Origin of the sequence: Streptomyces sp. CGMCC 4.7035 (genome assembly GCF_031583065.1) — a bacterium.
In the GTDB taxonomy this organism is placed as follows: Bacteria; Actinomycetota; Actinomycetes; order Streptomycetales; family Streptomycetaceae; genus Streptomyces; species Streptomyces yaanensis.
On sequence record NZ_CP134053.1, the window covers coordinates 3332461 to 3345218 of the forward strand.

The window sequence follows — 12758 nt, forward strand, 5'->3', positions numbered from 1 at the left end:
CGATGACCAAGGCCGCCGCCCGGCCTGCCGAGACGATCGCCGTGCGTCCCGTCCGGGCGCCGTCCCCGGCGGGGGGCCGGGGGCGGCGCCGTCTGGCCGACCAGTCGCGTGCCTACGCCTTCCTGCTCGGCGGCCTGCTCTGCTTCGCGCTCTTCTCCTGGTATCCGGCGATCCGCGCGGTCGTGATCGCCTTCCAGAAGTACACTCCGGGCTCCGCGCCCGAGTGGGTCGGCACCGCCAACTTCACCCGAGTCCTCCACGACCCCGAGTTCGCGGCGGCCTGGCGCAACACGCTCACGTTCACCCTGCTCGCGCTGCTCATCGGCTTCGCCGTGCCCTTCGTGCTGGCCCTCGTCCTGAACGAACTGAGGCACGCGAAGGCGTTCTTCAGGGTGGTGGTCTACCTGCCGGTGATGATCCCACCGGTGGTGAGCGCCCTGCTGTGGAAGTGGTTCTACGATCCCGGCTCCGGCCTCGCCAACGAGGCGCTGCGTTTCCTGCATCTGCCCACGTCGAACTGGTCCAACGGCGCCGACACGGCGCTCGTCTCCCTGGTCATCGTGGCGACCTGGGCCAACATGGGCGGCACGGTCCTGATCTACCTGGCCGCGCTCCAGGGCATCCCGGGCGAGCTGTACGAGGCCGCCGAACTGGACGGCGCCAACATCCTCCAGCGCATCCGGCACGTGACGATCCCGCAGACCCGGTTCGTGGTGCTCATGCTGATGCTGCTTCAGATCATCGCCACCATGCAGGTCTTCACCGAGCCGTTCGTGATCACCGGCGGCGGCCCGGAGAACGCGACGGTCACCGTCCTCTACCTGATCTACAAGTACGCCTTCCTCTACAACGACTTCGGCGGCGCCTGCGCCCTGAGCGTGATGCTCCTCGTGCTGCTCAGCGCCTTCTCCGCGGTCTATCTGCGCCTGACCCGTACGGCAGGGGAGGACTCATGAGCAGTACCCGCACTCTCGTCTCGCCGCTGACCCTGTCCCGCCCGCGGGGCAAGGCCGTCTACTGGACCGTGTTCACGGGCGTCGTCCTGCTCTTCGCACTCGCCTTCCTCTTCCCCGTGTACTGGATGGTGACCGGCGCGATGAAGTCACCGGACGAGGTGGCCCAGACCCCGCCCACACTCGTTCCGAACCACTGGCACCTCAGCGGCTACACCGACGCCTGGGACCTGATGCAACTGCCGACGCACTTGTGGAACACGGTCGTCCAGGCCGCCGGCGCCTGGTTGCTCCAGCTGGTGTTCTGCACGGCCGCCGCCTACTCCCTGTCCAGGCTCAGGCCCGCCTTCGGCAAGGTGATCCTCGGCGGCATCCTCGCCACGCTGATGGTCCCGGCCCAGGCCCTCGTCGTACCGAAGTACCTGACCGTCGCCGACCTCCCGCTCATCCACACCAACCTCCTCAACGACCCGCTCGGCATCTGGCTGCCCGCCGTCGCCAACGCCTTCAACCTCTACCTCCTCAAGCGGTTCTTCGACCGGATACCCCGGGACGTGCTGGAGGCCGCCGAGATCGACGGCGCCGGCCGGCTGCGCACCCTGTGGTCGATCGTGCTGCCGATGTCCCGGCCGGTCCTCGGCGTGGTGTCGATCTTCGCGCTGGTCGCGGTGTGGCAGGACTTCCTGTGGCCGCTGATGGTCTTCTCCGACACCGACAAACAGCCGATCAGTGTGGCGCTCGTCCAGCTGTCGCAGAACATCCCGCTGACCGTGCTCATCGCCGCGATGGTGATCGCCAGCATCCCCATGGTCGCGATGTTCCTGGTCTTCCAGCGGCACATCGTCGCCGGAATCAGCGCGGGCAGCACGAAGGGCTGACGCCGCCCACCCCCTTCACAGAAAGGCACGCACCGTGGGAGAGCCCACCCCTGCCCGAAACAGTCAGGACTGGTGGCGCACCGCCGTCATCTACCAGGTGTACGTCCGCAGCTTCGCGGACGCCGACGGCGACGGAACCGGCGACCTCGCGGGTGTCCGCGCCAAGCTGCCGTACCTGGCCGACCTCGGCGTGGACGCCCTCTGGTTCAACCCCTGGTATCTGTCACCGATGAAGGACGGCGGCTACGACGTCGCCGACTACCGCACCATCGACCCCGCCTTCGGCACCCTCGCCGACGCCGAGAAACTCATCGCGGAGGCACGCGAGTCGGGGATCCACACGATCGTCGACATCGTGCCCAACCACGTCTCGGACCAGCATCCGTGGTTCCGCGCCGCCCGCGCGGGCGGTCCCGAGCGCGACCTGTTCCACTTCCGGCCGGGACGCGGTCCGCACGGTGAACTCCCTCCGAACGATTGGCAGTCCCAGTTCGGCGGGCCCGCCTGGACACGACTGGACGACGGCGACTGGTACCTCCACCTCTTCGCCCCCGAGCAACCCGACCTCAACTGGGCGCATCCGGCCGTCCGCCAGGAACACGAGGACGTGCTGCGCTTCTGGTTCGAGCGCGGTGTGGCGGGTGTGCGGATCGACTCGGCGGCCCTGCTCGCCAAGGCCCCCGACCTGCCCGACTTCGTCGAGGGCCGTGATCCGCATCCCTACGTGGACCGCGACGAACTCCACGACATCTACCGCTCCTGGCGCGCGATCGCCGACGAGTACGGCGGTGTGTTCGTCGGCGAGGTCTGGCTCCCCGACAGTGAACGCTTCGCCCGCTACCTGCGCCCCGACGAACTGCACACCGCCTTCAACTTCGCCTTCTTGTCCTGCCCGTGGCACCCGGACAGGCTGCGCACGGCGATCGACGAGACCCTTGCCGAGCACGCGCCCGTCGGCGCACCCGCGACATGGGTGCTGTGCAACCACGACGTGACCCGCACGGTCACCCGCTACGGCCGCGCCGACACCGGTTTCGACTTCGCCACCAAGGCCTTCGGGACCCCCACGGACCTCGCCCTCGGCACCCGACGCGCCCGGGCCGCCGCCCTGCTGTCGCTGGCCCTGCCCGGCTCGGTCTACGTCTACCAGGGCGAGGAACTGGCGCTGCCCGAGGCCGAGATACCACTCGACCGCATCCAGGACCCGATGCACTTCCGCTCCCACGGCCTCGACCCCGGCCGCGACGGCTGCCGGGTGCCCCTGCCCTGGGTGGCCGACGCGCCGTACGCCGGCTTCGGGGCGTTCGCGGAGCCGTGGCTGCCCCAGCCCGCCGGCTGGTCCGCGTACGCCGCCGACCTCCAGGCGGCCGACCCGGATTCGATGCTCTCCCTCTACCGCGAGGCGATCAGGATCCGGCCGATGTTCGGTGACGGCCCCCTCACCTGGCTGCCCGCGCCCGAGGGCGTCCTCGCGTTCCGCCGCGCGGAGGGAGGGCCGATCTGCGTGGTGAACCTCGCAGAGACGCCCGCCGATCTGCCCGCACACTCCGCACTCCTGCTCAGCAGCGGCCCCCTGGACCCGCAGGGGCGGCTGCCGAGGGACACGGCGGCCTGGCTCCGCAGCTGAGGCCGCACCCGCTGTCCCGTACCCCCACCACGAAGGGATCAGCACATGCACAGCACCAGCTTCAGACCTGCCAGGGGCATGGCTGCCTCCGGGGCGGCCGTCGCCCTGGCGGCCGGCATGCTCGTCAGCCTGGCACCCGCCGCCGCATACGCGGCCGCGGGTGCCACCCTGCCCTTCACCTCAGTGGAGGCCGAGTCCGCCGCGACGACCGGCACGAAGATCGGCCCGGACTGCACCCAGTGCCTTCCCGCAGTCCTGGACGGTCGACCTGGGCTCGACGCAGGCCGTCGGCCGCCTGGTGCTGAAACTGCCGCCGCTCACGGTCTGGCAGGCACGCACGCAGACCCTGTCCGTGCTGGGCAGCACGGACGGCTCCGCGTACGCGACCATGGTCGGCTCGAAGGACTACCGCTTCGACCCGGCCACCGGCAACACGGTGACCGTCTCCCTGCCGAGCGGCACGAACCTCCGCTACCTACGGCTCAGCGTCACCGCCAACACCGGCTGGCCCGCAGCCCAGTTCAGCGAGGTGGAGGCGTATCCGACTTCGTGACCGTGCCACCGCGCTTCGCCGCCTGGATCTGCTCGTAGACATGGGTCCGCGGTTCGGCGAATCGCGGGTCCACCCGGGTGTGCCGCTGGTCGCGCGCGTCCGGGAGGTCCACCTTCAGCTGCTCCCGCACGACTGCGGTCCTTCCGCCCCTCCAGGAGCACCTCGCCCCCGACGGCGTGAGCAGCCCGCCCATGCACTTCAGCAGCGTCGTCTTGCCGCAGCCCGACGGGCCGACGAGACAGACGAGTTCACCGGCCTCGACGGTGAAGGTGAGGTCGCGCACCGCCTCCACCCGGCGCCCGGATCCCTCGTACACCTTCTTCAGGCCGCGTACATCGAGCATGGACCGCCGCCGAGCAGACCGAGGACGAGGATCCCGGTCCACATGTCGGGGATGGGGAAGCCGCGCTGGAACTGGACCACGGTGAAGCCGATTCCGTCGCCGGCCGCGAACATCTCGCTGATGACCATCAGGATTGTTGACAGTTGCTGCCGCAGGGCCTGGGTGAAGGGGCCCACAGATCCCTAGAGATCCAGCACGAGCCGCTTCCCCCGGCACCGGGACACACAGATGAGCATGGTCTCGCCGGCCTCCCTCTCCTCGTCCGTGAGGACCGAGTCACGGTGGTCCGGTGTGCCGTCGAGGACATCGGTCTCACAGGTTCCGCAGGTGCCCTCGGTGCACGAGTAGAGCACCTCGACACCGGCGGCGCGCACGGCGTCGAGGACGGAGACGTCCGGCGCGACGGTGACCGTACGGCCGCTGCGCTCCAGCACCACCTCGAACGCGGTGTTCTCGCCGGTCTCCCGCACCTTGGGCTGGAAGCGCTCCACATGCAGCGCACCGGACGGGCAGCGCGCCTCCACCGCGTCCAGGAGCGGGCCCGGGCCGCAGCAGTAGACGAGCGTGCCCTCGGGGACGTCGTCGAGCACCGAGCCGAGGTCCAGCAGCCCGGTCTCGTCCTGCGGGGCTACGGCGACCCGGTCCCCGTACCGCCTCAACTCCTCGGTGAAGGCCATGCTGTCGCGGGTGCGGCCGCCGTACAGCAACGTCCACTCGGCACCCGCCGCCTCAGCCGCGGCGAGCATCGGCAGGAGGGGAGTGATGCCGATGCCGCCCGCGATGAAGCGGTAGCGGGGCGAGGAGTGCAACGCGAAATGGTTGCGCGGCCCCCGTACCCGGACCTTGCCCCCTTCCTCCAGCTGTTCGTGTACGTACGCCGATCCCCCACGACCGTCCGGCTCGCGGAGCACGGCGATCCGCCACGCGTGCCGGTCGGCGGGATCGCCGCACAGCGAGTACTGCCGCTCCAGGCCGGGCCCGAGCAAGACGTCGATGTGGGCCCCCGGTTCCCAGGCCGGGAGTCGCTCGCCCAGCGGGTGGCGCAGGGTGAGGGCGAGGACGCCGTCCGCCGCCAGGTCCCGGCGGCCGACGACGAGTTCGGCTTCGTACGCGGTCATCGGCCGGCTCCTCGGGGCTCGTGTCCCTGGGGGTGGGCGAGCATCCACTCCCACATCTCCACCGGGTCCTGCGCGGTGTGCTCGCGGCCGCAGTGACAGGTGCCGTGCAGGGTGTCGGTGCCCGGCAGCCAGTCGACGCGGTAGATCTCGCCCGTCGCGGCGGGAGAAGGGGTGTTCACCGGACCTGCTCCACGGGCTTGTCGCCCTGCTCGACCAGCCGGGCGAGGATACGGCGGGCGGCGAGGCCGCCGGTGTCGATGTTGATGCTCAGCTCCTGGTAGCCCTGACGCTCGGTGCCGAGCGTCTTGTGGAGCAGGTTGAGCGCGGTGACGTCCTGCATGACCACCGTGTGGTTGTTCCCCCGCAGGAACTCGGTGACCTCGTCGTCCTCCGCCGCCCAGTCGCGCGAGACGGCCCAGAAGTCGTACACCTTGCCGTCGGCGGACGGCGTGATGGCGTACGTGATCTCGGTGTGGAATCCGTTCGGGTCGCTGCCGTCCGCCTCGGGCAGCACGCCGACCGGCGCGATCCGGCTGTGCAGCAGATACAGACACGGCGCGTGGTATTCGATGTCCTGCCAGCGCGTGATCCGGCCCTCGATGCCCGTCGAACGGGCGTAGAACGGCGGGCACTCGGCGTCGTCCATGTGCCGGCTCACCCGCACGATGCCCGCACCCTCGTCGACCTCGGTCGTGATCGGCGTCTCGGCGACCTCGGGGGTGCCGATGTAGCCCCCGTGCAGATACGTCTCGTGGGAGAGGTCGAGCAGGTTGTCGACCAGCAGACCGTAGTCGGCGTCGATCGGCTCCATGCCCCGGACGGTGACCCAGCCCGGGGAGTCGAGGTGCTTCGCGCGCGGGATGGTCAGCGGGTCGGCGAGTGCCGGGTCGCCGATCCACACCCACACCAGGGAGTCCTGCTCGACGAGGGGGTAGGAGGCGACGCGCGCGGTGCGCGGAACGCGTTTCTGTCCGGGCACGTACACGCACGTACCGGTCGTGTCGTAGGTGAAACCGTGGTAGCCGCACACGATCCGGTCGCCGTCGAGGCGGGTCGGGCTCTCGGACAGCGGGTAGCGGCGGTGCACGCAGCGGTCGTGGAGGGCGACGGGCCTGCCGTCCTCCTCGGTGCGGTAGAAGACGAGCGGCTCACCGAGGATCGTACGGCCGAGCAACTCGCGCCCCACCTCATGGCTGTAGGCGGCGACGTACCACTTGTTCCTGGCGAAAGTGGTGATGTGCGGCATGGCAGTTCCCGTCCCTGTCGGCGGGGCTCCGTCGCCCCGCGTGCCGTGGTTGGAATCAGGGTCGTGAGGCTTGTGTCGGCTCGGCAAGAGGGCTTCTGTCAGGCGGAAGGAATTCTGTAAAGAGGCTGGTCAGAGCCCTGTTCTATCAGCCCCCTGTCGCCAGAGTAGGTGGCCCGGGTGGTGCTGATGTTCGGTTCGCGCTTGGGTTAGCCGGAGAGGGCGACGGCGAGTGCGACTACTCGCTGCGTGGCGTTAATCGTCCAAACATGTCCACTTAATTGCAAATGTGATACCCGCCTGTCGATGGATGCTCGGTACAGCCGCAAATATCAGCATCACTGCAGGTCAACTACTGATCATTTTGAAGTTTGGGGCCCTCGGGTCGAATCCGGGTCGAATCCGTGCCCTTTTCGGCTGTCGAGCGTGTCGCCGCTGGTCAGGGTGATGTGAGGTCGCGTGCTGGTTCGCCTCGTGTATGGGGGTGGCGCGGGGCTCATCAGCGGATTCTTCACTGGTGGTGGTGCCCGCCTTTCGTGATCATGTCCTGCGGAAATGTCTTCAGGCGGGACGGCTGATGTGTGACGGCCCGGGAATGGCGGTTCATGGCCGAGAACGACCTGCCGGGCGGCAGGGGCCATCCAGGAGGCGCGTGGTAGGCGGGTGGCGTGGCGGAGGCCCGGCCGCCTCGCGAGGAAGCCGACGCTCTCGCAACATCCGGTACGCCCCGGAACTGCCATTCCTCGGCGCTGACATCAGCACAGCCTCGGTCGGCTCGCCGTCACCGACGCCGAACTGGAAATCTCGGTACCTCAACGAGTTCATGGACGTCAGCGAGAGCCTTTGAGTGACCTCTTGACCATCCGCCGCTCAAGAAAGACTTCGCCGTGCTCGTCGCCCGTTCCATCGCCCTGTTCGTCGTCGCCGCCCTGTTCGAGATCGGAGGGGCGTGGCTGGTCTGGCAGGGCGCCCGCGAACACCGAGGCTGGCTGTGGATCGGGGCTGGCGTCATCGCGCTCGGCCTGTACGGCTTCGTCGCCACGTTCCAGCCCGACGCGCACTTCGGACGCATCCTCGCCGCCTACGGCGGCATCTTCGTCGCCGGTTCCATCGCCTGGGGCATGGTCGCCGACGGCTACCGCCCCGACCGCTTCGACGTTATCGGCGCGCTGGTGTGCCTCGCCGGGATGGCGGTCATCATGTACGCCCCGCGTGGCAACTGACCTCTGGGGCGGCCAACTCGACGCTAAGCGTGGCACATTCAAGTTGCTTCATGGTCTTCTGCATTCGGGATGTTCTGTACTGTTCTGGGGTGCTGGCCGTTGCCCCCGACGTCGAGGTGCTCGGTAGCTCCCGCAGGTCGAACCTGCTGGCCTGTCTGCGCGCACGTGGGCTTCGTGACGGGGCGTAACTCAACTCAGTCTTCGGTGAGTTCATCGAGCACCTCGGCGGCGGTCGCGTTGCCCTGGTCCGCGAGACGGCGCAGTTCGGCGAGGTCGCCCAGTTCGGTGGCGAGTTCGATGAGCTGGTCTGCCGCTGTGGGGTTGCCGGTCGCCGCGAGGCGACGTAGTTCACCGATGTCGCCTTGTTCCGTGGCCAGTTCGATCAACTCGTCGGTGGCGTCCGGGTCTCCGCGGTCGATGCGCTCGCGCAGGGCGGCCAGATCGGACTGGTAGGACGGGTCGGGCTCGGTTGTCATTGGCTCTCCGTGACTTTCGAGGTTATGGGTCGGTATGGGGCAGCTTTCCGGAAGCGCGCAGCTCCTCGCGGTATGTGTGCCACTCGTTCCGTAGCGCGGGCAGACGCTCGGCGAGGAACTCCGCCAGCGCGACCATCTCTTCGAGCGGAGCCCGGCGCGTCGGTGCCGCGTCGGCGAGCAGGTCCAGGCCCTCGCGGAACAGTGCTGCGTGCTCCAGGTGGAGGGTGGCGTCGAAGTTCTGCGGCTGTCGGCCGGTCGGATTCAGGCTCACCCGGTCCATCCGCTCGCCGGCCGACCTGGTGCGTCGTGCCAGGTCGAATGTCTCCAGCAGTTTGACCGCGCCCGTGATGGCGCTTCGGCTCGCCAGGAGTGCGTCGCTCAGTTCGTCGATCGTCTGTTGGGCTGGATCGCAGACGAGGAGATATCCGAGGAGGCGTCCGGCCATGGGCGGGAAGCCGTAATGGCGGGCGTAGAAGCGGCCGACGTGGTCGGCGAAGATCAGCTGGGCGTCCTGCGGCACATTGGCAATCTAACATCTATCGCTGAGATAACACTTATTTCTGTTATTACAGTCGAACCCGGCCGGGGAAGGCGAGAAGGTGCTCTCTGCTGTCAGGAAAGTCCCGAGGCTCGAAGCACTGCCTCGATCGTCTCGTCGTCGATCCGATGCCCCAGGCGCTTCATGACGTCGGCTCCGTGGCGGAGCGTTCCGCGTTCGAGGGAGTGGCGGACGCCCGTGTCCAGTTCGTGCCAGAGCAGCGGGTTGGCGGAGAGGACTCGGGGGTCGAGTTCCAGGGTGTGGCCGTGGGTGTCCCGCAGGACCAGGTGGGAGGAGACACCGTCGTACTGCCGTACGGCTGTCAGCGCGTCCGTGTGGATCACTCGCCTGCGCCAGGGGCTGCGTACCGCCAGCCAGCCGCGGCCTGCGCTCACCCGTGGCGGCAGCAGGACGGCGCACACAGCGGCCGACAAACTGACCCACAGCAGGGCACGAAGGGGCGTCAGGCTTTCAGCGTCCCAGTCGACCAGAAGGCTCATGACGCAGAAGATCAGGGCGCAGCTCGCCGCGAGCCGGGCACTGCCACGCCAGTGGCGGTCGCCGGCCGAGCCCGCCGGTCCGCTCCGTCGCATGGCGCTGACGCTAGGCGCCCCTGCGGGGGTCAGCGACCTCCGCTAACGGGGTCCTAGCGCCGTACGGGCGAATCTTGACGGGATCCTGACGCCGTACGTCAGCCGGTGTGCACCCGCGGTCTGCGGGCGCGGTCGGGCTCTGCTTCGCGCAGGACCTCCCGGGTGACCGGGGCGACCTCGCCCTGGCCGAAGAGGAAGAAGCGCAGGAAGTTCGCGAAGGGGGTGCCTTCGGTCCATTCGAAGTAGATGTGCGGAATGCAGCCTGTTGAGTCGCGGACGTGGAGCAGGAGTGCGGCCAGGGCGTTGGGGATGGAGGCGGACTCCACGGTCAGGACGCGGTAGCGGTTGTGCAGGACCTCTCCGCGCACCGTGAGACCCGCCTCGAACTCGGAGGGGTCGGTGACCGTGACCTCGACGAAGACGAAGTCTTCCTGCTCGGGCAGGTCGTTGTCGTTGCGGATCTGCTCGATCTTCTCGCGGTACTCGGCCTTGTCCCGCCGGTCGGGCTCGTTCGCGATGAACCGGATCTTCCGGCTCGCAATGTCTCGGACGAACCGTTCTGCCATGTCGTCGAGCTCGACGTGCGTGACGCGCAGTTCGAAGGCGCGGGCCAGCCGGGACAGCAGGGAGACCAGGATGATGCCGGCGATGAAGCAGGCGCCGATCTTCACGCCGTCCGGGCGCTCGATGACGTTCACGACCGTCGTGTAGACGAACACCGCCGAGATGACGGCGAAGGCAATGGTCCAGTTGCGCTGACCGGCCTTGTGGGCGGCGATGGTCACGGCGATGGCGGCGGAGGTGATCAGCACCAGCACGCCGGTGGCATAGGCGCCGCCCTGGGCGTCGACGTCGGCGTCGAAGATCCAGGTGACCAGGAAGGCGACCAGGGTGAAGACGATGACCATCGGGCGGACGGCGCGGGCCCAGTGGGGGGCCATGCCGTAGCGGGGCAGGTAGCGCGGCATCAGGTTGAGCAGGCCGGCCATCGCGGAGGCGCCGGCGAACCAGAGGATGGCGATGGTGGAGATGTCGTAGACCGTGCCGAAGGCGCCGCCCAGGTACTGGTGGGCCAGGTAGGCGAGGGCGCGTCCGTTGGCTTGGCCGCCGGACTTGAACTCCTTCTCCGGGATCAGCACCGTTGTGATGAAGCTGGTCGTGATCAGGAAGGCGCTCATGATGAGCGCGGCCGTGGTGAGCAGCTTCCTGGTGTCCCGGATCCGGCCGGTCGGCTGCTCCTCTGTGTCGCCAGGGTCGCCTTCCACGTGCGGCATGACGGCGACGCCGGTCTCGAAGCCCGACAGGCCGAGTGCGAGCTTGGGGAAGACGATCAGCGAGACGCCGATCATGACGAAGATGTTGCCGTGTTCCGCGGTCAGGGCGCTGGTCCAGTCGGTGACCACGTGGCCGGCGGTGACGACGTGCCAGAAGCCGACGCACACCACGACGACGTTCAGGGCGAGGTAGACCCCGACCAGGGCGACGGCGACGCCGATTGCCTCCAGGAAGCCCTTGAGGAAGACCGCACCGAGCAGGGCGACCAGGATGAGGGTGATCACCATCTGCTTGCCGTGCAGGAAGTCGGTCAGGTGCGGGTTCTCGACCAGGTGGGTCGAGGCGTCGGCGGCCGACAGGGTGATGGTGATCAGGAAGTCGGTGGCGGCGAAGCCGAGCAGGGTGAGGACGAAGAGTTTGCCCTTCCAGAAGGAGAGCAGGCGCTCCAGCATGGCGATGGAGCCTTCGCCGTGCGGGCTCTCCTCGGCCACTCGCCGGTACACCGGCAGGGCGCCCGCCAGGGTCACGATCACCAGGACGACGGTCGCGATCGGCGACAGCAGGCCGGCCGCCAGGGCGGCGATGCCCGGCTGGTAGCCGAGGGTGGAGAAGTAGTCGACGCCGGTCAGGCACATCACCCGCCACCAGCGCTGTCCCTTGTGCGGGGGCTCCGGCTGAGCGTGGGGTCCCGTGTGGCCACCGCTCCTGCCCATGTCGGACAGCCCCTCCAGCATCCAGGCGCGCAGACGACTGGGAGGAGGGTGTTCCTTCGTGGCCATCGGCGTGCTCCTGATGTGCTGCTCAGCGTGGGCTTCGGCCATCACGCGGACGGCCGCACCAGCGTAAGCAGAGAGTGACGCGTGGGCCCATGGGAGAGTGCTCCACCGGCGTCAAGACTGCGTCAAGAGCGACCGTGGCATGCCAAAGGCGCAGCGGGACGATGACATCGGAGACATCGGATGTCGAGTGCCGTTGACCCGAGTGGGCCGGGCGGGACCTTTCGAACGAGTCCCGCCCGGCCGCACATGTGAGTCCGGGCTCAGCGGGTCGAGGCGATGGTCTCGGGCCGTGCGTATGCAGGTGCGGCGACACCCCCACCGGCCGTACCACCTCAGGCCTCCTCGCCCGCGCCGGCCACCGGGCGCGGACGCGGGGGCGCGCTGACGCCCTATTGACTGGCAGAGAGCGTTTTCTGACGCCGGGCTGACGCGGCCGTGTTCCGCGGAAGACGCTACGACCGCCGCTCGATGACTTTGGCGTGCAGGAGTGTGCCAACGAGTTCGACGCGCAGACGGGGATCGGCGGCGGTGTTCTTGGAGCGGAACTTGAGCTTGGAGTAGGTGCGGTTGAGTCCGTCGGTGTCGAACACGATGTCCTTCGCGCCGACGAAGAACAGCTTGCCGTGCACCATGTCCGTCTCGATGCGCAGGACGGCCGAAGTGACCAGAGCGTGGGTGAAGTCGAAGGTGATACGGCACTCTCGGGTGCGCAGTTGGATGCGCGAGGGTACCTGCCAGCGCCCCTCCCGTACGTACTTGCCGCCGTGCTGGTCGACCACGAGCACGTCCTTGCCCTGTGCTGAGCGCACGTTCGGCAGGTCGGCGGTGAGCTCGGCCAACTCGGCGAGTGTGCGAGCGGAAAGCGCGCTCTCCAGCCGCATGTCGAGTTCCTCGGCGTCGAGTCGGCCGTCACCGGCTGCGACCCGCAGTACATCCACGACGCGGTCGCGATCCTGGTGCGAGGCCCGAAGGTCGGGCAGGTCGTTCGACATGGCAGCCACGCTAGCGGCACCGCACGGTGGCCACCAGACGAAAGCTCACTGTCCGGTACGAGACCACCGTGCAGATCGCCGCCGGCGGGGTGCTCGATCAGCTCTGGCCGGCCTTGTGGCCGTGGTTGGCCTTCTTCTTGCGGGCGCGCTTCGACACGTAGGTCAAC

General features: G+C 68.5%; 14 protein-coding genes and 4 pseudogenes. 7 read left to right on the forward strand and 11 right to left on the reverse strand.

Annotated features, from left to right (window positions below; genetic code table 11):
• Positions 1-2 precede the first annotated feature (2 nt).
• From Q2K21_RS14025 to Q2K21_RS14035, 3 genes are read left to right on the forward strand one after another with little or no spacing between them, the layout of a single operon-like run.
• Positions 3-956, forward strand: coding sequence for a carbohydrate ABC transporter permease (locus Q2K21_RS14025; RefSeq protein WP_310770532.1), 954 nt, complete (start codon positions 3-5; stop codon positions 954-956).
• Positions 953-1831: a carbohydrate ABC transporter permease gene (locus tag Q2K21_RS14030; protein ID WP_310770534.1), complete on the forward strand. Its 879-nt coding sequence runs from the start codon at positions 953-955 to the stop codon at positions 1829-1831. The genes Q2K21_RS14025 and Q2K21_RS14030 overlap by 4 nt, the downstream gene beginning before the upstream one ends.
• Before the next feature lie 34 nt (positions 1832-1865).
• Positions 1866-3458 (forward strand): glycoside hydrolase family 13 protein, encoded by a 1593-nt coding sequence (locus Q2K21_RS14035; RefSeq protein ID WP_310770536.1) that lies wholly within the window; start codon positions 1866-1868, stop codon positions 3456-3458.
• A 38-nt stretch (positions 3459-3496) separates the two neighbouring features.
• On the opposite strand, the gene Q2K21_RS14040 is transcribed toward Q2K21_RS14035, so the two are convergent.
• Positions 3497-3694 (reverse strand): hypothetical protein, encoded by a 198-nt coding sequence (locus tag Q2K21_RS14040; RefSeq protein ID WP_310781409.1) that lies wholly within the window; start codon positions 3692-3694, stop codon positions 3497-3499.
• Here Q2K21_RS14040 and Q2K21_RS14045 point away from each other — a divergent pair.
• A pseudogene (locus Q2K21_RS14045) lies at positions 3691-4011 on the forward strand (discoidin domain-containing protein); the annotation flags it as partial. The gene Q2K21_RS14040 and the pseudogene Q2K21_RS14045 overlap by 4 nt on opposite strands.
• Before the next feature lie 181 nt (positions 4012-4192).
• On the opposite strand, the pseudogene Q2K21_RS36015 reads toward Q2K21_RS14045, so the two are convergent.
• The 5 genes and pseudogenes from Q2K21_RS36015 to Q2K21_RS14070 all read right to left on the reverse strand — a co-directional run.
• A pseudogene (locus tag Q2K21_RS36015) lies at positions 4193-4354 on the reverse strand (ATP-binding cassette domain-containing protein); the annotation flags it as partial.
• A gap of 8 nt (positions 4355-4362) precedes the next feature.
• Positions 4363-4509 (reverse strand): annotated as a pseudogene (locus Q2K21_RS14055) (ABC transporter permease); the annotation flags it as partial.
• A gap of 27 nt (positions 4510-4536) precedes the next feature.
• Positions 4537-5472, reverse strand: coding sequence for a PDR/VanB family oxidoreductase (locus tag Q2K21_RS14060; protein ID WP_310770540.1), 936 nt, complete (start codon positions 5470-5472; stop codon positions 4537-4539).
• The gene (locus Q2K21_RS14065; protein WP_310770542.1) at positions 5469-5651 is read right to left on the reverse strand and encodes a hypothetical protein; all 183 of its coding nucleotides are present in this window, start codon (positions 5649-5651) and stop codon (positions 5469-5471) included. The genes Q2K21_RS14060 and Q2K21_RS14065 overlap by 4 nt, the downstream gene beginning before the upstream one ends.
• Positions 5648-6718, reverse strand: a complete 1071-nt coding sequence (locus tag Q2K21_RS14070; protein WP_310770544.1) for an aromatic ring-hydroxylating dioxygenase subunit alpha — start codon at positions 6716-6718, stop codon at positions 5648-5650. Before Q2K21_RS14070 ends, Q2K21_RS14065 begins: the two co-directional genes overlap by 4 nt.
• Positions 6719-7391: 673 nt before the next feature.
• Between Q2K21_RS14070 and Q2K21_RS14075 the strand changes: the two are divergent.
• Positions 7392-7553: pseudogene (locus Q2K21_RS14075) on the forward strand (sugar kinase); the annotation flags it as partial.
• A gap of 49 nt (positions 7554-7602) precedes the next feature.
• Positions 7603-7938 carry a YnfA family protein gene (locus Q2K21_RS14080; RefSeq protein WP_310770546.1) on the forward strand — a complete coding sequence of 112 codons (336 nt, stop codon included), beginning with the start codon at positions 7603-7605 and terminating at the stop codon, positions 7936-7938.
• 194 nt (positions 7939-8132) lie between these two features.
• Here Q2K21_RS14080 and Q2K21_RS14085 read toward each other — a convergent pair whose 3' ends face one another.
• The 5 genes from Q2K21_RS14085 to Q2K21_RS14105 all read right to left on the reverse strand — a co-directional run bounded on the left by Q2K21_RS14085 (position 8133) and on the right by Q2K21_RS14105 (position 12591).
• Entirely contained in the window at positions 8133-8414 is a 282-nt protein-coding gene (locus Q2K21_RS14085; protein ID WP_310770548.1) for a hypothetical protein, read from the reverse strand.
• A 22-nt stretch (positions 8415-8436) separates the two neighbouring features.
• Positions 8437-8934: a GbsR/MarR family transcriptional regulator gene (locus Q2K21_RS14090; RefSeq protein ID WP_310770551.1), complete on the reverse strand. Its 498-nt coding sequence runs from the start codon at positions 8932-8934 to the stop codon at positions 8437-8439.
• Between the two features lie 92 nt (positions 8935-9026).
• The gene (locus tag Q2K21_RS14095) at positions 9027-9545 is read right to left on the reverse strand and encodes a hypothetical protein (RefSeq protein ID WP_310770553.1); all 519 of its coding nucleotides are present in this window, start codon (positions 9543-9545) and stop codon (positions 9027-9029) included.
• A 98-nt stretch (positions 9546-9643) separates the two neighbouring features.
• Entirely contained in the window at positions 9644-11599 is a 1956-nt protein-coding gene (locus Q2K21_RS14100; RefSeq protein ID WP_310770555.1) for an APC family permease, read from the reverse strand.
• Positions 11600-12051: 452 nt separating this feature from the next.
• Positions 12052-12591 (reverse strand): DUF1707 SHOCT-like domain-containing protein, encoded by a 540-nt coding sequence (locus Q2K21_RS14105; RefSeq protein ID WP_310770556.1) that lies wholly within the window; start codon positions 12589-12591, stop codon positions 12052-12054.
• Between the two features lie 26 nt (positions 12592-12617).
• Between Q2K21_RS14105 and Q2K21_RS14110 the strand changes: the two genes are divergently transcribed.
• Complete coding sequence (locus Q2K21_RS14110; RefSeq protein WP_310770558.1) at positions 12618-12752, forward strand: hypothetical protein; 135 nt, start codon at positions 12618-12620, stop codon at positions 12750-12752.
• Positions 12753-12758 lie beyond the last annotated feature (6 nt).

Bases quoted from the DNA above. Each gene is read 5' to 3' on its own strand.
- Q2K21_RS14025 (WP_310770532.1), top strand. From the start codon at position 3: ATGACCAAGGCCGCCGCCCGGCCTGCCGAGACGATCGCCGTGCGTCCC.
- Q2K21_RS14030 (WP_310770534.1), top strand. From the start codon at position 953: ATGAGCAGTACCCGCACTCTCGTCTCGCCGCTGACCCTGTCCCGCCCG.
- Q2K21_RS14060 (WP_310770540.1), bottom strand. From the start codon at position 5,472: ATGACCGCGTACGAAGCCGAACTCGTCGTCGGCCGCCGGGACCTGGCG.
- Q2K21_RS14070 (WP_310770544.1), bottom strand. From the start codon at position 6,718: ATGCCGCACATCACCACTTTCGCCAGGAACAAGTGGTACGTCGCCGCC.
- Q2K21_RS14085 (WP_310770548.1), bottom strand. From the start codon at position 8,414: ATGACAACCGAGCCCGACCCGTCCTACCAGTCCGATCTGGCCGCCCTG.
- Q2K21_RS14095 (WP_310770553.1), bottom strand. From the start codon at position 9,545: ATGCGACGGAGCGGACCGGCGGGCTCGGCCGGCGACCGCCACTGGCGT.
- Q2K21_RS14100 (WP_310770555.1), bottom strand. From the start codon at position 11,599: ATGGCCACGAAGGAACACCCTCCTCCCAGTCGTCTGCGCGCCTGGATG.
- Q2K21_RS14105 (WP_310770556.1), bottom strand. From the start codon at position 12,591: ATGTCGAACGACCTGCCCGACCTTCGGGCCTCGCACCAGGATCGCGAC.